Source organism: Haloquadratum walsbyi J07HQW2 (assembly GCF_000415985.1).
Taxonomy (GTDB): Archaea; Halobacteriota; Halobacteria; order Halobacteriales; family Haloferacaceae; genus Haloquadratum; species Haloquadratum walsbyi_B.
The window spans coordinates 336,257-356,772 of the sequence record NZ_KE356561.1 but is presented as its reverse complement, the minus strand read 5'-3'; the positions used below and the strand labels follow the sequence as shown (position 1 = coordinate 356,772).

Below are 20,516 nucleotides of genomic sequence, written 5' to 3'. Positions count from 1 at the left end.
ATCGTGTTATGATATTTATAGCTTTTTGTGATAGTGTTCATTATGTTCCCTTTTCCGGAATTGTTTAAATTCTCTGAACGTTTTCATGAATCCATCCTGTGTCCCACCGTGATCAGGATGTGACTGTCTCAAGTTTTCTTTCATTCGCTCCTGCTCAGTCTGTTTTGGAGTCTTAGTTTTCTGCTTCTGCTTCTGTTGTTGTTTCTGCTGATTAATTTTTTGACTCATTACTGAATTAGCAGCACTACTACCAACATCAACTGATATATCATACCCCTGTATTGTTTTGTCAGTGTCAATGTTATCTGATGTATCGCTTTCACCTGCTGTATCAGTAGCTGAATCATTGTCGATAGTTACATTAACCGATGGCTCTTCATTAACAGGCGTCTGTTGAGCTATATTGTCTGTTGTATCAACAGCCATATCCACAGATCCTGTGACTGATGTATCTTGAACAGGAGGAGCGTCAGTAGTATCAGCAACCACATTGATTATTCTGTCGCTTACACCGACCGTTTCCAACGTATTTCTGATTTCATCAGTCTCTACAGTAGTAGTTCCAGCATCGCCAGCGTTACTCTTGCTTTGACTTTGTGAATACATCTTTGCAAGTTCATCGTGAACCTCTGCACCCATCCCTTCAAGTCTCGCTTTCATCTTTGCCTGTGTAATTTGATCCAATTTATCACTATCTTGATTAATTGCAGAATTGATAGCTTCTTCTTTTGCCTCAACAGATAAATCGTGTCCACTTATTGTATTGATTGCATCAAGTTCCTCAATATCGTGAGTATTATTCAATAATTCATTGACACTCAGTGTCTTCGTTGTTGTCGCATCTGCGTCGTCTGACTGTGGATCTTCAATTTCGACTTGATACGATGTTTTTGCGTTACCTGAGATATATCGTTCAATTCCTTTATTATTCAGGTGTGCGTTCGGACCGTCTGAGGAATATTCAATTGATTCTAACACATCGAATATCTCAGCTGTCTGATCAGCAGCTGGATTCAATGATTCGTCACGCTCAATTGCATAGCCACCATCACGCATGTCTCTCACGGAATACCCATGAGCATTCAAGAATGCCCGCTCTTCAGGAGATAGAAAGTCAGTATCTAACTCATCTTCAGAAACTCCGTGGTACTCTGATTTGAGTGTCTGTTTAACAGACACTGGATCATGTCCATATTCTGATTTGAAATCTCCTGCCTGTTTCTGCTTAGCGGTTTCTTTACGCAGACTAACTCTATCTATTGCAGATTGTGTCTTTCTCACCATCGATCCAGGTGTCCTTGCAAATGGAGCGGCAGCACCGGCAACTCTTGTTTTGGCTCTCGCTTTCATATTTTCTGAGATTCCCTTCCTCACAGCTGCTGGATTTGAAGTCATATCTGTCGTAAACTTCCCAGCTTGTGATGCCGCTGATCCTCCTTTCGAACGTGCAGCTGACATAGAGCGGTGAGACATTTCATTTGCATCAGATACAACCGCACCAACTCCTGCAGCGCTTGCACCATATCTACTCACTCGATTGTGCATATCAGAAAACATATTTGTCTCAGCTCGGTTCTTTGCTTTCGATTGTGCATCATTACTTGCACTCAAGATCGTTTCTTCATCTGCTGTGAGATCATTCCAGGTACGACCAGATTCGTCGATTTCTGCTTCAAGCTTGGCTTGCTTGTTAATCTTCTCTTCCTCTTCATCAGTGTACGAGACTTCATTAGACGTAACGGACTTAGTAAAATTACCAAGACCACCTAATGCATTTGACGCCGCTCCAACAGGGTTTACAATAGCACCCAGTCCAGTCATCATAGAGCCAGTGACAAATTTGACCATGAGCCACGGAGTTGCCATGATCAATAACGGAATAGCTAATCCCATCACAGTGATAAGTAATAGTATTACTCCTTCTTCAGCTCCTGTCTGTAGTCCATCAATTAACTGTGATTGCGTATTAATAATTGTATCAGATGTTGTGCTTGAAGCCACTATCGGTTGTAAGGATGCAAGAGGGACCTGTGGATCAAACATAACCTCTGGGTTTTGAGTCGCAGCTGCTGACGACGATTCAATCTGATAATTAGTAGAAATATCACCAGTTCCATTCAGCTCCTGATCCGAATCACTCATCTGCTCAACAAGGATTCCGACAACCGATGTTGCAAATATCGTTAAAATAGCCGCAGGTATCGTTAAAAATACAAGTGTTACCCACTGTCTCGGTACTTTTCCTGCAAATCGTGAAATTGGTTGCAATCCTGGAAGTCCAAAACTCCATGTCGCAAAGACAAGCGGCATTAATGGTGTTAAGATATAAATAAAAAAATACCGAATATACCACAATACAGAAACTATCAGATAGATAATTCCCTCTAACACAAACACGATCGCTGCGAGTAACGCAAATGCAGACCCTCCTGTTCCCTGATCTTGTAGCCCACCGATGACTAAGTCATAAATTCCAACGAACACTCCTTGATTTGCTGAAACATTATTGTATGTCAATGCTTGTTGATACAAAAGTTCAGCAATTACATCACTAAAGGCAAGCAAGAACGTCGCAATTGGCCACCAGAATACAATACCGAGAAATGCCACGAATAACTTTCTCTTGGATTCTTCAGTGTCGATCGATCCAGGTAACAATGGTTGCACGGTTCCTCCCAAAAACACGAAAAACACTCCAATAAACCACAAAATCAATGCCGTATCTTGAATCCCACCCGTTGCTGTATACACCTCATACACATCATAAAATGGCTCACCTTCCAATGGACCAGTAAAAATCTGTGGAGACCCAATAGATTCACCAGGATATGGCGTATTCGTTATTTGATCTTGCAACCATTCTAACATTACTCGAATAAAACTCCCAAGAAGACTAATTAATCCATCAAGTAATGTTTCAATTGAATTTAAGATGAAATTAGCCATTCTAATAAATCATTTAATTCATCTGACACTTATAGAGTTTTCTATTATCTAAGTAATCGAGTTAACTCACGAAGGGTTACTTGCAACCCCATTGCACGAACGACAAACAAACTTGCAACTATAACAGTTCCAAACACTCCTACAAGCCCAATCAATTGCGAAAGCAAAGAAGATCGCTCAACCTGTGATCCATCAGTGGACGCTTCTGCAGATAAATATGCAGTCTGTGAATCTTGAAGCGTATACCATGGCTGTGCATTATACCGAATTTCGTACGAATCATATGGCACAACAGTTACACCTCTCCCAGTACCATCTAGCGTCACTTCTGAACTATAATCAGTATTGAATGCATCAACGACGACAGTTTCATTCCGCCCCGATAATGAAATCGGTCGGTCAGACTCTGCCTCAAACAAGGATATTTGTAGAATTGTTTCGTCTTCAGAAACCTGTGAGACACCCAAACGACGACTTGCTCGGGTTCGTTCTTCTGAAGACATCGTTGGATCAATTACTGATTTTGCATTAATCTGTGTCTTTACTACGGGTTGAACTCGTGTAAATGATTGATGAGTCGTTGCTGTTGGAACTAATCCAGTAACTTCTATCGCATCTGTTATTTCTCGATTTATCTTTCCTGTCGTGAACACACTTCCAGAATATTGTGGTGCTCGTCGAATAACAATCTCTCTCGGTGTTGTATACGTTTTTGAATTAGTATTTGATTGAGTGTTTAATACATTATCAATAAATATCCACGAACAGAATCCAGACTTACACGTCGGGTGAGACTGTAACACTGGAGCATCTTTCTCTGTCTCTTCTGGGATATCTCTGATCACTGTTCCAATACTCTGATCATTTTGTAATAATGTCTTTTGAGGAAACGCATGAACCCACAATGGTCGAATATCTGATTCTACAGGATTCACATTTGAAGTCCCAGTGGAAATGTCTCCAGACCACAATAGACAATTATTTACACTTAACGAGAACCCTTCACCAATCTCACAACTGGTATCCCAGCGAGCATCGCGAGATGAAAAATACTGCCACGAACTACTTAACGCTCGTTGTGTGTCTCGTTCGCCAGTTGAAACATACGACATATACTTCCACTCATCGGGGTCTAAATCAGTAATGTAGAATTCTTCAGCTCCACTCGGGAACACTGCTTTCTCAACAGTAATACTCGGTGATTCAACAATAAGTTCTCTTGAAGTCGTTGTCTCAACCTCGTCGGTTAAGATATCAATATCAACTACTTTCCACGGGGTATAGCTACATACTCTGTCAGCATCAACTGTTTCGCATTCCTCATCACGAGTACGTGTGATTTTCTCAATTTCTACATAAACCTCTGCTGTAGCAATAATATCATTTCTCCCCGGCTCAGGAAACTCAACAGAGCGAAATTGAGGATTTTCATCATCTCTTTGAGTCGAATCAAGAATACATACTGATTCAGACCGACACGACGTTGATCTTATTATAGTCCGTGTAATGTCTGCTGTCTCGACATCGTACTCAATCCAACGAAATTCTCGTTTATTATCCTCTGGAATATCTAATCGGTAATCAACAATGGCATTCACACTCGCTTCGGATCCTACTCGATGTTCGACTTCATCAAATTCAACTCCAAGATTTAGTTCCTTCACCGTTTCAACGAATGAATTACTCTCAGTCGATACAGTTGTATGTACATACACACTGGGAGTTATCGAATGAAATCCAACGACAGCATCTTTGACGTATCTTCCTGATTCAGCAGTTTCAATTGTTCTTCCAGGAGCAACCGTTGTATACCGAGATAAATCTCGATACTGGTTTGAATTGATTTGATTCCACGTACTTACCTCTGAAGGATACTTCGAAAACTGAACATCGTACACTGCATACGGATTATCTTTAGCCGCACTCAACGCATCAATTGTGAAGTTCGCTGGGTCAGTATTTACATCATTGATATGTATGTCTGAATCAACGACAAAATCTCCGGAGCGTCGAATTTCATAATCGCCACTGAAATACCTTTTCGGCTCTGTAATCTGTGAGTATGTTGGATCTGTTTTTGTCTCATTTACCCACTCAGAAATAGGCTCAGCAGAAACAGTTGGAAATCCAAAACTCAAGGTAAAACACAGAATTACTACCAATAATCCCAACTTTTGATATTTCATTCACTCTTGTTCTCGTAAAAGGTGTTGCTATTAGTTATGGCGTAATACAACCGATGTTTATATCAAATAAGATATCAAGCACAAACTCACCAAAGTATAGAATAATAATAACCGACCATCCTGAGATGAGTGCTTTCTTTCCATCAATATTGTCATACCCTGGTTTCACCGATTTTGCTGCTCTAACAAGGGCATATACAACAGTTCCAGCTACAGCACCAAGTGCTGCCCCAACCGTTAATAATGAATTTAAGATACTTTCAAACCCTTCATCTGGGCTATCACTCTGACAGATAATTGAATCAAGCTCAGCCTCAGCAGGCTGTGCAGCGACAGTTCCAGGAATAAATATACTAACTAACACGACTGTTAAGATCAGAAGTGTTACTCCATGCGATCGAACGCTAAGGTTGAAATTATCGATAAATGTGGATACCATTGATTATATAGTGCAACGAAATTATATAAGTTTTTTGACATACTTACCGTCTAATGATAATCTGGTCTTCAGTCACTCCTTTTGACTCAATATCAACTACAACAGCACCACCATTCTCAGATTGAATATATATCTTATTCGTCCCAAATGAAAAATAATCAGATGGAATCTCAATGGTATATGGATCATCAAGATTCCCTCCAGATGTCTTCACGCCACTTGGAAGTACATATTCCTGCTCAATTCCCTCATTAATCAATACAACAGTTGGATTTTCGGCAGGATATGGCACATACGTATACTCAAACGTTGTTTTCAATAACTCACTCTCTGTCTCACCTGGCGAAACGATCGTCACTGTATTGTCTCGAGACACGAGTATATCTTCAGCTGAATCTCCCGACCATCGCTGAGAGTCTGTCCCAACACTCGGCGTAATTCTTGTTGCTCCCTCAGGTCCACTCACATCAATCGCTGATGGCAAACTCACCGCTTGTACTTCTGTTTCAAACTTTGCTTGAGAATTTGTCAACATAATAAACTCTAAGTCGTCTGTTTGTAATGCAGCAAGAGAATCATCTGTCACTCTACATCGAGACGTCTTAATAAAATCAATTGGAGAACATACCTCAATACGATTGATTAATACAGATGGATACGTCGACTGCCCTGATTCGACCCATCTAAATTCCGCTGTAAATTCGCTTAAATCAGGTGTTTCAACCCGATATTGAGTAATTTGTGTTGGTGGAGTGAACGTATACGTCTTAGATCCCTTGAAACTCGACGTTTCATTCACTACCACTTCAGTTCCAGCAATAATCTTTGGTTGTAAAATTTGATTCTTTTGCGTATAAGTAATCACATACGGAAGATCGTCGCCTATTCCAACATCAAACAGAATAGATCGTGTTCCGGCTGGAAGTGATTTTGTTGCCTGCAATGTCTCATTATCTTCAAGAACACCTGGATGAGTTAATTCAGGTTCTCCATCAGCATCGATGTCGATTGTAACGTCACCCTGACCGTTTCGTTCAGTATAGAGAATCTCGTATTTTCCAGACTGAACTCCGATAGCATTAATCATAAACCGTGGATCATCTGGATTAACAGATGCAATTTCACATGCTGGATTCTGAACTGTTACAGCACAAACTGTCTCTTGTGTTCTTCTGTCCTGCAATTCAATTCCTGGATCTGTTGGACTGCGAGTAAGTTCGGCTGTTACACTTCCAGATCCCGACTTAGGCTTTCCAGACCCAACTACAATGTCGACCTTCTCACCATCATTGATACTTACCGTGTGGACTCCTGGTCGAGTGAAAGAAACTCCCGTAAACTGCACTTGTTTTTCCTGACGTGAATCAATAAAAACACTTGATTTCTTTTGCTCACGAACCCCATCAACAAATAGATACACAGGAACACTTGTTCCACCAGATCCAGCATATGACAAGTCTGCGGTAATGCTTACAGATTCTGTTTTAGCCACCTCCGAGTTACTCACTCGAGAGTTCTCGACTGTTAGATCCTGAAACCCGTCAAATGACTTATTTTGTGAGTACGTCTGCTGTGATGCCTCGATCCAAAACCATATTTTATCATCTTCAGATAGCGACAAGGTTGCTGTATCACCACGCACTGCTGTTGACTCCCCATTTATTCGATACCCTTTGGTGACTAATCCGCCATTTCTATCAACTGACTCACTAAATGAAACTGTATATGTCCCTGAATTATCAATTATCTTTTTTGACGTTCGTTTTCTCTCTAAACCGCTTGATCCATCAGCACTGACCGTTGATTTCGTGATTACCTCTTCTGTTGGAGTCACATCATCTAATCTAAAAACAACATCGTCAAGAGGGACTGATCCTGACACTGGTAGCGTTATACTCTCAGCATTAATTTTCCCCGACGCAGTGCGTTCTTGATTAGATTTGTTTCCTGTGATAGTTACTGTTACTTCACTCGGCGCATCCTCATCACGAATCTCTATTCGGGGATTGTCCGCTGAAAACACATCCTCGACAGTTGTTGGAGCCCTTGAACTTCCCCCCGACAACGTCACTTGTGCATCATCGGCAATTGTTGACGGACTATATGGCACCTCAATACTGTCTCCATTAGAAACTAAGAATGATTCCGACTTTTCAACAGACGATAATTCTTCAGTGAGATTTACTGAGATACTTACCGGAACAGTTCCATCAGGAATGTCCAATCCAATTGATTTACCTCTCCATGTATACTGTGCAGTCCTCAAAGACATCTCAGCAGATCCAGATACACGCACAGAATCACTCACAATCTCTCCTGGAATCAGAACTCTATGTGTTCCGCTTCCACGTAATATAGTTGAATCAGTAACTTCAGAGGTCTCAGGAGGCTTCACAACAATATTTACACTCTCAGGAAGATTGTCAGGGTGTGCAACAGAATACTCAATCGAATCATTTGTCACAACATCACTTACTAATAAATCTTCAACAGAACTGAGAACAATCTCAGCATTCAATTCGACATCTGGATCTGAGCTCTTCGGAAGATCTGAACTCATAACCGACGTTGGAGCATATGGAGATTCAGAAGAAGGGACAATTAATAATCGCTGATCAGATGTTGTTGATATCCCTTTCAATGAAAAATATCCGTTAGAGTCTGATCGTGTGGAGATATCTGTTGCTTGAACGCTCACTTCTACCCCAGATACAGACCCAGTAGGAGAACTAATTGATCCACTTACACTCTGGGTACTACCGTCAAAAACATCATCTACAATACCAACACCTGTTGCTGGTAATGCAAACCCGAGGATATTGACACTGACAAAGCCAATCCCAACGAATACGACGACTACAATCAGCAAGGGTTGAATAGATACCAACGATAATAATGATGTTCCCGAATATTGTCCTTGGACGAGTTTCGATGGGACCCCTTTTGCACGATGATACTCACACTCTGGATTTGGACACCGAGTTGCATACAAGATTTCTGATTTCCCTGAATAATCAGACACGTAACCAGGATGTTGCTCAAGACCTACTGTGAAGCAACTTGGACAGACCATCTCCGAACGAGAATCCGTTGAGACTGAATCTGGATTCTGTATTTTCATTGGTTAATTCATAATTACACTTATATATTAAACTGTTGACAATTATCTCTATTGCAGCAAAGAGACTATGAGTTATTTCATATGTATGATTAACAGTAACCAATATCTAGAAATTTGTCAGACGTTGTTTCAGAATCAGATGAAGCCAAAGAAAGACCTGATCAGATAAAAAAACAACAACTGATTGATCATAGCTCCTGAGATTCCACTAAGAAGTATTAGAATAGAGATTGGTGTTACAACATCTTCTACTCGATTTTTAATACCAGACACTATAATATTATATTGAATTGAATTCTGTATAGCTGTTATGTGAAACTATAATTGAAATATCTACAGCTATACCCCATCAATTACTTCGACTAATAAAAAAGAAAACTGAATATGTACGAGTATTTATTCGACAGTGTATGTCTGAAGGACAGCGTCCTTGCCGTCTAGAGTTCCGACAATTGTAATATCGGCACCGCTTGATCCAACTACATCAAGAGAGTCACCAACAGATGCAAGACTTCCCTGTGAAGTTTCGTCTAGACGAACGTCAAGAGAGTCTGCGTTCTCCATTGAAACAACTTGAACGCTTACATTAGTACCGTCCTGACTGAATGAGACACCTGCCTGTGGATTCTCCTGAACATTGTTTCCAAGATCAAGAACAAATCCACCAACAACTGCTGCGAGAATTACTGTTACTCCGATAAGGAGTGTTACACCGACAACTGGCGATACACCGTCTTCTGCTCGGTTCTTGATACTAAACATATCAACTGTATAATGTAATAACAAATATATAAATTTTCTTATGTTTCGAGTGTATCGTTTTGTGATATCTAGATACATTAATTAAAATCTAGTATCAAAGTTATGACTATATAACCAAGAAAACAATAGTTGAAATCGTCATGAGGGCGATAGCATATTTTATTCCTGCCCTAACATCATTTTGCCCGAGTTGTCCAGCAAGAAGTCCAGATCCAAGCCCTTGAAGAAGCGCCGAGTGATAAAACACCATGCGGAAGAGATCTATTGGAAGTGATGAAAGATTTGTTCCAAATCCACTACTGCTTCCAGCCCCTGTTGACGTTGCCCCAGCGGTACTTTCTTTGATTGCAGCTATTTCTGACAGGAATGCGGCGTCGAGCATTGCGATGACAAAGAGATAAACAACGTATGATATGATAATAACGACAGTGTACATGGTCATTTCATTGAATCTTTGTTTTCGAAGAATCTGCCGTTTTGTAACGTCCTTAGCAGCGATATCGAGTACTCCTGAGATGTCACCAGACGCTTCATTTGATTTGGTAACAAGTTTAACAGTACGAGCAACTTCGGCAATTTTGATTCGATTTGCAAAACTAACGAGTGCCTCTGTGATGTTATTGTACCACCGGATATCGTTACTTACTTTATTGAATTCTTCTCCGATAACACCGCTTGTTGCGTCTGAAGTCGCTCTGAGAGATTCTGTGAGAGTAAGCCCAATTGAGTTTGATGATGCAAGTTGCTTGAGAGAGTCAGGGAATCGATTGAGTATTTTCCTCTTACGTCTTGTTGTGATCTCGTAAAAAATAGTGAATGGGATTAACGAGATAGATAGTGGAATAAGCAAGTATGTAACCGTTGTTTCAACAGGAAATGAACTCAGACCCTCAAAGGATAGTGGGTACGGTTGAATAATGATTGCAACGAGTGTATATAAAAACGCAATTGGAGCGGTAATGTATAATGTTCGAAATGGTTTATCCAGAAGCCAGGAAAGCGGCTCTCGAATATACTCGCTACTTTCACGATATTCTTTAGCTTTGATTATATTTTGAATGCGACTGTTAGCTTCAATCTGTTCTTTATATTCGTCTGTCACTTCATCAATTGACTTATTGACACGTTCAGTGTAGATAGTTCGGTTTCGCTTGCTTTCATCAATAGTGATTGTGTCGATAAGAATGAAGAATGCGACATTCATCATTGGAAGTAGTCCATACACAATACCATATAATTGAGTTATTGCAGAACCTCCAAGCATTGCCATAACGACGGTAATAATGATCAAAAATAACGGACCAGCGACAAATGCGGTCACATAAACCTCTCCGAGAAGAGCTAACGTCTCCAGGAAGTTTTCTTGTTCACGTTCATTTTGCTCAAGGAATTCTTCAGCTTTTGATTCGAGAAATGGTGACATATCTGCTCCGGAATCAATAATCGCAACAAGATCATCCATAAATTCAGAGAATTTTGTTGAAGCCGATCGTTGTGACCCCCTCCGCATTGCTCGTGGGAGATCGATTGACATGTAATCCATATCTTGAATAACTGATTGGGTTTCTTTTGCAGCTTCTCCATAAGCATCGTCTGATTCAGCGAGTGTTCGAAGTGCTTCAACGAAATCCATTCCTCCGCGTGTAAGTGCAAACAGATAGGTGGTTGCGAATGGTATCATGTTGTCAATTTTTCGTTTTCTATCTGAGATTATGAGAGACAATCGTGTATACGGATAGGCAATTCCTATTCCGAGTGAAATCCCAGTAGATATGAGAGATGTGAGAAGAAGTAAAACAGTCCCAACAAAAATGTCCAAGGGTGCAGGAAGTGAACTGAAAGTTGCTCCGATTCCTGAGACCCCAAGTATAATTGCGAACCCTAAGTGAATGACTGCAATCACAGCGGTGCAAATTATAGTAACAAATGCAATTCGTGATAAGTAGAGATCCGAACTAATTGGTATTCGTGCTTGCTGAAGTGACGTTCCAATCGACTCAAAGGTAGTGTCTTTACGTCGCTTGAAGAAGTCTCCAAAGATTGAGTATGCGACGTTATCGATTCGTCGTATCCAGTTGCTCTTATCAGATCGTGAACCTCGTGGTTCAGGTGGCTCTGTTGTTTCCAAGTGAGTTGGTTTTGTTACCATGATTGTTTTGTTTCTTCAATAACATCTTGTGGTAGTCTTCGGGCTGAATCCATGGTTTCGAGCACTGAGTCACCAAGCTTGAGTGAACTGGTGACTTTAGTGAGATCGATTTCTGTGATATCTTTGTAATCATCTGGATTGAGGACCCCCTCTTTTGCATCTTTTGTAACTCGTGATGGATTGAGCATATACGCTTGAATTGTCCGTGTAACATCTCCTACGTCCTTAATATCGTTATCTACAAGATACTCCAGTGTCTGCTGCCTTGCCTCAAGATCTTCGAAGAGTTCCTTTTGAGTCCATCCTTGCTCTTCACGAATCTGATCAATTACTTGTGAATCATCAAAGTTTGATCTGAATTCATCTAGCTGTGCATCTCGAATGAATGGAGTGGTTGTTTTGATATCTGGATTAACGCTTACAATTTCTGTGGTTGTCTCATTCCGACGAACATTCTTTATATCGCCTGTTTCAGCATCTTGAATACGAACTTGATTTTGAATGCAGACAATATCAAGTGCTGATATCATATCTTGTGGAACGTTGATTGGTGGGTTTGTCAATCGACTAATCGCTCGCTTTACAGAATCAGCATGCATTGTTGAATATGTCGTATGTCCGGTACTCATTGCCTGAAAGAGTGAAATTGCAGCTTCGTCACGAATCTCACCAACGATCATATACTCTGGACGCTGTCGAAGCGCACTCACGACAAGATCAAACATATTAATACTACCTGCTCCGTCAATGTCACCGATTCCCCCAAACCCTTCTCGGGTCACGCCGGGGATCCAATTTATATGCGGCAGTGAAATCTCGCGGGTATCCTCAATTGTGACAACTTTTGATTTTGGCGGGATGAACAAACTTACTGCGTTCATTGAAGTTGTCTTGCCACTCGCAGTGCCACCGGCAAAAATCAGTGATTTGTCATACTGAATTGCCTGCCAAATATATGCCATTTGCTCAATAGAGAATGTATTTGTCTCAATCAAATGAACTGGTGTAAATGGAGTTTTTTGGAAAATACGAATTGTAAACGTTGATCCACGAGTAGTTACCTCGTCTCCAAGAGTCATATTAATCCGATCACCTGTTGGTAGTGAGGCATCAACAATTGGTCGAGCAGAACTAATATGCTCGCTAGAACGCTGAGCTAATTGAATAATAAACTGACGCAGTTCTTTTGATTCAAACAAGATGTTTGACATCATATCGTTGTAGTGCTGATGGAATACGAACACTGGAACAGAATCACCATCACATGAGATATCTTCAATATTCACATCTTCCATTAGCGGCTGAATTGGTCCATAGTGAACGAAATTCCGTTCGAGATAATACAGTAATTTATGAAAGGTCTGCTCAGTCACTGAGACATTATACTCCTCAGCTAGACTGATCACTTCCTCATGAAGCAAATCAATCTTCAGCTCAACTTCAGTCTCATTTTCAGATGGCTCAACAGTATTAAACAGTAACCGAGTCTCCAGGCGTTCTTCGAACTCTTCCAACAACAAGTGCTCTTCTTCACTGTTTAATTGTGGCTCCATGACGAAATACCGATAATCCGACTGTTCGTCGTCTCGGAGAATTGAGATGAAAGTATATGGTTCATTGATCCAGTATCTAAGCACTTCTACGTAATCCTCGTATGGCTCTAATCTCATTTGATCAGGTATAGATAACAGTTGCTCTGCAGTCTCATATCCCGTTCCTGATTCGATAGTTGGAGTTCCAACTTTTGATTCGTTCCAGGAAGCAACGTCTGTAATATCGAAGTCCTCTGTATCGTCAGCGTCAACCTCAGCATCTGTTGAATCTTGACTTTCTCTTGACTTTGGAAGCTCTTTCGACTGTAGTGATGTTGCATACGTCTTTGCCTGCCAATATTGTGCAGCAAATGGAAGAGCAAAAATTATGCCTGTACCGAGAAACCAGGATGTAAGTTCAAGTGGTGAATAACCTAATGGTGAAATCTCATAATAATAGTACGTTCCGAGCTGAACTACAATTTCTGGTACTTGTTGTTCTAAGGCATTGACATTCTGGTAATATGTGTTGAGAATCTGATTAGCAGTCCCTCGCTCAGAAACTGGTCGATAAAGAAACACTGACATCGCAATTAACGGAATTAATTGAACAAACACAATCGCCCACCGAGCGACTTCTCCTGCATAATACCCAATCTGTGGAGCTGTTCGCTGTCCAATAAATTTGAATATAAATGACGCCATCACAAACGATCCAATGAGTGCAATATCAACAAGAAGTAAATCTGCAATTCGATTCTCTGTGATGATGAATAGATAAGAGAGTGAACCAGGATCTAACAGTTTTTTTGATATCAGAATCATCGCCGCATATAAAAAGAGGGTCGAAACAATAAACATCGAGAACTTCAATCCACGAATTGTCGGTCGTTTTTGTTTTAATCGATCAAACCGGCGGGAAGCATCCTCGAGTCTCCGTTCAGCAGTTATATTTCCTGCTGCTGCGTTGTCTCGTAGCTCTGATACATACCTATATACCAATATTCCCGTCTTTTCAAACGGATATGCTGGTGTTAACTCTGCAGGAGGTGTATACTCCGTATTGCGTCCAAGATTTTGTGTAAACCACTCTGGCAAAATAGTGTGTGAATCCTCCGTTGGGTGGGATGTAGTCTCATCTGTTACGTCCTGCTCAAAAATTCCAAAAACCGTCGCTAACAGTCCCGACTCTGATTGATTTGACGACATCGGATTCCGAGGATAAAATAAATCATCTTGATTATTTGTATCACCAATGTTATCCTCTAAATCAGTGTTATCTCTCTGCGTTGAGTTATCTTCTATATATGCACTAGATGATGCAGAAAACGCCTCAGATTGTATTTCGATCTCAGTGTCAATATCTGTATCTGTGTCCGTTTTCGTGTCTATTTGCACATCTTCTGGTTCTAATTCTGATCCTGGATCACTATCTTCAAACTCAACTTCTTCGTTATCAGTGTCGATCTGATCGGACTCAATCGACTCTCCATCTACGATGTCTTGATCGTCTGTGTCATTGAGTGAATCAGGTGTTCTCTGCGCATCATCATTGACGTCTTCAGCATGATCTGATCCTTCATCAAACTCAGTCACAACTAACGAGGATTTAATACGGTCAATAATTCCATCAGTTAATTCTGAGGAGTTGTCATTATTAGTTTTTGAAATTGATCCTTCTATTTCTTCAGGGTTATTATCATCAAATTTAATAGAATCCTGACTCTCATTCTCTAAAAAAGGCTCATCATCTATCTCTTTGCTTTTTATTGACGATTCACCTTCTGTATCAGCTGTGGTATCGTTATTATGATTAGAATTATTACTCATTGATTTATTGACTGGGTTATCTTTGTTAATATTTTCTACATATCTAGATAGAACCGTCTCTAAAAGATTTTTAATTATATAATCTATCTGTTCTACTTTCTCGTTATGTGTGTTATCTCCAGCTTCAGGTGATAATAATTGACTCTTGATTGTCTCAAAAGAAATTATTGACTGTAAATCAATATACTCATTCGACTGTGACTGATTATACGTTCTATCTGATAGCCATTTCTGCTGTGTTATTTGGGTCGGAAGCACGAATCGCTGACTTTCAAGCTCGTCTAATGACTTGTAGTTAGACATAAACAAGCGTGAAAACAGTGGAAGATTCAAGTTTACATGTGTTGCAAAAGCTTGTGATGAAACAAACTCAACGAGTGTATGTATCTGCTCAATGTCATCAACACCTCTTCGTGCATTCACGTCATCAATACTTTCAGAAGTTGATATAGATTGAGCAGTATCTATTGATTCAGTACTTCTTTGTGATTCGTCTAGCTCAACTTCCTGTATATTTTCATCTGTGTTTGAAATATCTTTATTTGAATGTAAATTTTGTATATCCAATTCAGACGCCTCCTCTTCGTCCTTATTAAGATCGGGTTCATCTTCATCCTCAGCCTCAACTAAGCTGTCAGTGCCTTCCCGTGGATCATCATTCAAATTTGTATCGACATCGACATCCTCATCAGCTTCTGTATTGCTCTCTTGAGATGTCTGACTATCCGCTAATTGGTTTTTTGAGGACTCTGTTTCTCCCTGTTTTACTGAAGTATCCTGTGAAGATACTGAATGCTCAACACGAATTTCCTCTGATCGTGAGGTAGGCGAAAGTGATACTTCTTCGCTCACGCCCTCTCTAGAACATGATGTATCAGCCTCAAAGCTAGGTACATGGGCTACATTCGATTCTGTAGATGTGTTTGTTACATTATTTTGTTGACTTTGTGTTGTATTGCTCGCTGTAGTTTCAATAACCTCAAACGAAGCCTCTTCAAGATTTGAGGTGTCAATTTCAGCCGAAATTAATTGCTTAATCAATGAATCAGATGAGACTGATTGTTGTACTTCACTATCTACTGAGTGAAGTTGTGAAAAATCATCGTTTATCTGATCGACAATCTCCGATTTTAGACGAATTGAATGATAGCGTCCATTATGATCAGTTTGCAACTTCGACTGGTTTTGTAATAATTTTCCCTTGTGCCCAACGATGTCAGACTCCGATGCCCACAGTAAACACTCTTTATTATTTGAGTTCACATATGCTCGAATAAGAATTTCTTCATTAAGATGTGTTACCACTAATGTATGATCCGATATTCGATAAATATCATTAATAATATTTGAACCCATAGAGTAGTTAACAATATTGTTACTATTAGATTATTTAAACTTTTTCAGCACTTACACTGTGCATGAATAGAATATCAAACTCATAAATCTTCAACGTGAGCTTGATAAGCTACTTTCCGAGTATCCTTACTCTCAGCAATCACAACGAGATATGTTCCCTCAGGGTAGGCCACCTCAATTGTTTCACCAATCTGTGTTAATCTTGGTGAGTTAATCTGTCCATCATATTCTCCATCATACGTTGCTCGAACAAGCATACTCTCTGCATTAACTGTATTTGTGTACGTAATTCGAGTATCATACAATCCCGTAGATGGATTATATTCGGAGTTAATATCTAATTGTCCTTGTACCGGTTCCTCGAGAATACCTGTGATCTGAATTACAAAGCTCCCGAGAATTGATGCAGCGAGCACAGTAATAGCAATCAGTAAAATTGTGCTTACAACCTCTGATACTCCTGTAGTTGATGTTGAACAATTCATGTATTGAACTATCTGTAAGAGTATAAAAGTATATTTACTGACATAACAATGTGCAAATCATTGCTGAACATACTCTTAATATTGAATCCAAATAGAAATATGTGAGATATACGTATCTATGCGTTACTAGAATTAAAGACCATTCACATTTCTGTGTCTAGTGCAACAGTTATTTTGCTATCATCGATTTCTAATAGAGTTAATCTCGTGCCAGATGAGGGGCTTGTAAATTGAATTATGTCTCCCGGTTTCGCATCAATTAAACTATCCTCACTAACTTGTCCATCGACTAGTACCTGTAATTCATCAGCTGTCCCAGACTTTACAAGTATAGTAACTTCGCCATTAGATTCAGATACTCGAACTCCAAGATCAGCGTTACTTGTAGCTCCTTCAAGTTGTGACTCTCCAAGATCAAGAACAAATGTTCCAATACCTCCAGTTAATATGACGGTTATTGCTAAGACAAGAACAATAGCAAGGATTGGGCTTGCTGCAGTTTCGTCAATTGCGTTACTATTATCAATCATATATCTAAATTTTGTCAAGAATGTATATACTATTCTGTTAATTGCGTATCACTGGTATTCAAGAATGTTTTACTGTAATCGTTGCTTCACAATTACAGTCAGGGTCAACACGATATTCTTCTGTGCCTCGGATTGAATACGTGTACTGACCGGGATATTCTGAATACATGCGCTCAATAATCTTATTAGAGTTTCCTGTGAGTGTCGTTTGAGGATTCACTAAGATTGTTCGTCTATCAGATACTTTGCTTGCTGGATTAAATGTAGACTTCTGAGAAAACTCTAGCAACGGGGTTTTAAATTCAGTAGAGGGGTTTCGAACCTCTAATTCAACAGTAAAACGCTCAAAGGATTGAACTTGATCTTCTAGAATTGAGAACTCTGTAATAACTGGTTGAATTGGATCAGCCAATATTGAATCTTGAGAACTTCGAATTTGTAGCTTATCGACTGAAATATCAGTTTGTGTATTAGATCTTAAAGCCCATCCTGCTTGTTGTTGTGTTTGAATATATTTGATCTCCTTTGAGCTGAGTTGAAATAGTTGTTCTTCATTCTCTCCAGAGAGATAGTATGACGACTGACTTCCATCTAAGGAACCAACATGGGTATCTCCATTTTTATATAACTGTAGCTGAACTGGCTCTGATGATATTAGTCGATACTTAATTCCGAGCGTATACATTGTGTTAGGTTCGATACTTGAAAATAGGATGCCTGAATTGAGTGGTCTAGCGCTTGAAACACGCATTGGGTTATCTGTTCCAAGGTTTTCAAATGACTGAATATCACCAATGACACCAGTGAACGGGGTCGACTCATCAACAATTGGAGGAACATTCTTATTCTCTTTTCGTTCAAGCACATTTCCTGATCCATCTTTGAATACATCTGGATCCTCTACAATTTCTTCTTCCTCAAATCGATTATTGATGTACGAAGCAAATAATAGATTTCCAAGACGTTTCCCTTCTATCGTAGCGACTTCCTTGCCATTGAGTTCGAGTGTATGTTTGCCAGGTTGAGTAACTGTTAATTCATATCGAATTCTTGCGTGAGATCCAGGTGATAATCTAATACGATAGGATTCAGGCGTAATAATTGCGTTTTTGTCACTTGTGAGAGTGATGTTTTTGCTGATAGTATTACGTCCGATGTTATCAACAAGTGTATCAACAGTGATTGTTGATCCAATAGTTGCACTTGATTGAGAAGGATCTACTGAAAGAATTCGAAAATGGTTCTCCCCGTCAGGAAATTTGGTTGTATCAATTACCGATGAGTGCACAGTGGGTATTGAGCGCTGACTCAATGAAGCAAGGTCAACAGATGTAGCTCCGTCTGGTGGAGAAATTGAGGGATTTACGATGACCGATGGACGAAGAATATCAATATCAATAATTATCTCAGTATTATCCTCAACATCAGCTGAATAGTAATACGTCACTGCACCATCGTTTCCACTTGCTGCTTTTCCTGGTTGTTGGTTACTTGAACAGTTATCTGTTGGATCGGTTTCAACCTGTTCTGGAACAAAATCACCAACACAGATACCTGATGAATCATTTACGTACGCACGCGTGGGAATTCCTGAAACTGGATTATTAAATTTATCTCGAACTTGTGCCTCAATTTGTGTTTGTGTCCCGTCAGGAATGATCTTCCGTTCATTTCCTGCCCAGGAGATATACCGTGCGTTTGTCGCTTGCACAGATTCCTGCTGTGTCTGCGAACTCAGATGAACTCGTGCCATCTTAACTGAATACGTCTCATCTGGTCTCAACGTCAATCGAAGAACGTTATTTTGAACACGTAATTGTGAGATATATCCACCCCTCGAAGACATCTCATCAGTAAGTACATCTCGCCACACACGGTCAGGTAACTGCGTTGGAATTTCAAGAATAAGTGGATCTTCGTCTGCTGAATCATCCGTCAACAACACAGTTTGACTTGGAGCACTCACGGGAATTGTCTCAACAGATGTTGATCGAATTTGATTTACAGATAACCCTCCAGTAAGCGCTATCAAGTTAATCGACCGTCCATTGATTAGTGACTGTCCAGATTGAACAAAGTATTCAGGATCTTCGTCTTTTGTTAGATACCGTTCGTAGAACAATGAATTCTCATATACTAACTCGGAATTATCGCTAAATTCATTATAATCGATTGTATACTCAAGTCCGTTTGTCTCATAGCAATGAGTCGGACATGAGTTGACACCGGTCCAGTAACTTCTTGTCGATGGTCCAGTTCCTTCTGCGTTTGAAAACTTGATTCGTGAATCCGACGCAAGTTCAACAGTCTGTAACTTACCACTGGGGTTTAATGGATGTACTTTTGGAACGACACCAAAAATTGTTTCCTGCTCATACATTGCTCCCATCTTTATTTGTTGTGCAGATTGCGATCCTGTCTCAGCTGTTCCAATAATATTCGTCCGAATTGTGTCAATCTGTGTAATTACTGTTTGATGATGGTCTACCTCTGTCGTTTGCTCTTGCTGTGGAACAATCACCACTTGATACTGTGCCGCTGCTAAAAACAAAACTGACAGCATTAACATAACGCCAATGACAACGGAGACAGCTCTCTCTCGATTAATACGTGAATTAACGATAATTAATATACTAATCATAATACATGTATCAAAATAAACATATATACGATATAAGTGATTTGGCTTTCCTGAATATACTCTAACTTTGATGTTCTTGCTCATCTAAAATAAGATACTCAAATGTGTCTGATACATGTACAGCACATTCTTTAGCATCGTCGCACTACAAAAAGTCTATACACTAAAACATATATTACTCATCTGTAATGAACACAAATGAACTGACCTGCCCAAACTGTGGTATAGATATTTCAAATGTTGATGTCGATTTAGTAGCTGAGACAACAATCAATTATACCTGCCCTGGATGTAACAGCATACAATCTCTAGACATTGATTCGCATATTAATGCAGTTAGGTGATATGAACTGCCCAGACTGCAATAATCCCATGGAAACTGTTGGTGAGATTAACGTATATACAAGATATTTCTGTTATATCTGTGTCTATCGACGTGACTACCTGACTGAGTCATTGTAATAGACTAAAATTGAAAATACTGATTAACGTATACTCTTACAATTAACAATTATTGATCGGAAAAATAAGCTCTGAAA

10 protein-coding genes are annotated in these 20,516 nt (G+C 39.8%); all 10 read right to left on the bottom strand.

The window, feature by feature from the left end; all coding sequences use genetic code 11:
- Positions 1–15 precede the first annotated feature (15 nt).
- Positions 16–2,946: a TrbL/VirB6 family protein gene (locus J07HQW2_RS01700; protein ID WP_021053481.1), complete on the bottom strand. Its 2,931-nt coding sequence runs from the start codon at positions 2,944–2,946 to the stop codon at positions 16–18.
- A gap of 44 nt (positions 2,947–2,990) precedes the next feature.
- Positions 2,991–5,084, bottom strand: coding sequence for a DUF8186 domain-containing protein (locus tag J07HQW2_RS01695; protein ID WP_048075075.1), 2,094 nt, complete (start codon positions 5,082–5,084; stop codon positions 2,991–2,993).
- An 82-nt stretch (positions 5,085–5,166) separates the two neighbouring features.
- The gene (locus tag J07HQW2_RS01690) at positions 5,167–5,571 is read right to left on the bottom strand and encodes a hypothetical protein (RefSeq protein WP_021053479.1); all 405 of its coding nucleotides are present in this window, start codon (positions 5,569–5,571) and stop codon (positions 5,167–5,169) included.
- A gap of 43 nt (positions 5,572–5,614) precedes the next feature.
- Positions 5,615–8,692 (bottom strand): hypothetical protein, encoded by a 3,078-nt coding sequence (locus J07HQW2_RS01685; protein ID WP_021053478.1) that lies wholly within the window; start codon positions 8,690–8,692, stop codon positions 5,615–5,617.
- Positions 8,693–9,088: 396 nt separating this feature from the next.
- The gene (locus J07HQW2_RS01680) at positions 9,089–9,454 is read right to left on the bottom strand and encodes a type IV pilin domain-containing protein (protein ID WP_021053477.1); all 366 of its coding nucleotides are present in this window, start codon (positions 9,452–9,454) and stop codon (positions 9,089–9,091) included.
- 106 nt (positions 9,455–9,560) lie between these two features.
- The gene (locus J07HQW2_RS01675; RefSeq protein WP_021053476.1) at positions 9,561–11,603 is read right to left on the bottom strand and encodes a type II secretion system F family protein; all 2,043 of its coding nucleotides are present in this window, start codon (positions 11,601–11,603) and stop codon (positions 9,561–9,563) included.
- Entirely contained in the window at positions 11,597–16,321 is a 4,725-nt protein-coding gene (locus J07HQW2_RS17085) for a type II/IV secretion system ATPase subunit (protein ID WP_021053475.1), read from the bottom strand. Before J07HQW2_RS17085 ends, J07HQW2_RS01675 begins: the two co-directional genes overlap by 7 nt.
- An 80-nt stretch (positions 16,322–16,401) precedes the next feature.
- On the bottom strand, positions 16,402–16,806 hold the full coding sequence (locus J07HQW2_RS01665) for a type IV pilin domain-containing protein (RefSeq protein ID WP_021053474.1): 405 nt from the start codon (positions 16,804–16,806) through the stop codon (positions 16,402–16,404).
- Between the two features lie 143 nt (positions 16,807–16,949).
- Complete coding sequence (locus tag J07HQW2_RS17080) at positions 16,950–17,336, bottom strand: type IV pilin domain-containing protein (protein WP_021053473.1); 387 nt, start codon at positions 17,334–17,336, stop codon at positions 16,950–16,952.
- A 58-nt stretch (positions 17,337–17,394) separates the two neighbouring features.
- Positions 17,395–19,899, bottom strand: coding sequence for a hypothetical protein (locus J07HQW2_RS01655; RefSeq protein ID WP_303703884.1), 2,505 nt, complete (start codon positions 19,897–19,899; stop codon positions 17,395–17,397).
- Positions 19,900–20,516 lie beyond the last annotated feature (617 nt).

Excerpts from the sequence above, each read along its gene's own strand:
- J07HQW2_RS01665 (WP_021053474.1), bottom strand. The coding sequence starts at position 16,806 with ATGAATTGTTCAACATCAACTACAGGAGTATCAGAGGTTGTAAGCACA.
- J07HQW2_RS01680 (WP_021053477.1), bottom strand. The coding sequence starts at position 9,454 with ATGTTTAGTATCAAGAACCGAGCAGAAGACGGTGTATCGCCAGTTGTC.
- J07HQW2_RS17080 (WP_021053473.1), bottom strand. The coding sequence starts at position 17,336 with ATGATTGATAATAGTAACGCAATTGACGAAACTGCAGCAAGCCCAATC.
- J07HQW2_RS01690 (WP_021053479.1), bottom strand. The coding sequence starts at position 5,571 with ATGGTATCCACATTTATCGATAATTTCAACCTTAGCGTTCGATCGCAT.
- J07HQW2_RS01675 (WP_021053476.1), bottom strand. The coding sequence starts at position 11,603 with ATGGTAACAAAACCAACTCACTTGGAAACAACAGAGCCACCTGAACCA.
- J07HQW2_RS01685 (WP_021053478.1), bottom strand. The coding sequence starts at position 8,692 with ATGAAAATACAGAATCCAGATTCAGTCTCAACGGATTCTCGTTCGGAG.
- J07HQW2_RS17085 (WP_021053475.1), bottom strand. The coding sequence starts at position 16,321 with ATGGGTTCAAATATTATTAATGATATTTATCGAATATCGGATCATACA.
- J07HQW2_RS01700 (WP_021053481.1), bottom strand. The coding sequence starts at position 2,946 with ATGGCTAATTTCATCTTAAATTCAATTGAAACATTACTTGATGGATTA.
- J07HQW2_RS01655 (WP_303703884.1), bottom strand. The coding sequence starts at position 19,899 with ATGCTGTCAGTTTTGTTTTTAGCAGCGGCACAGTATCAAGTGGTGATT.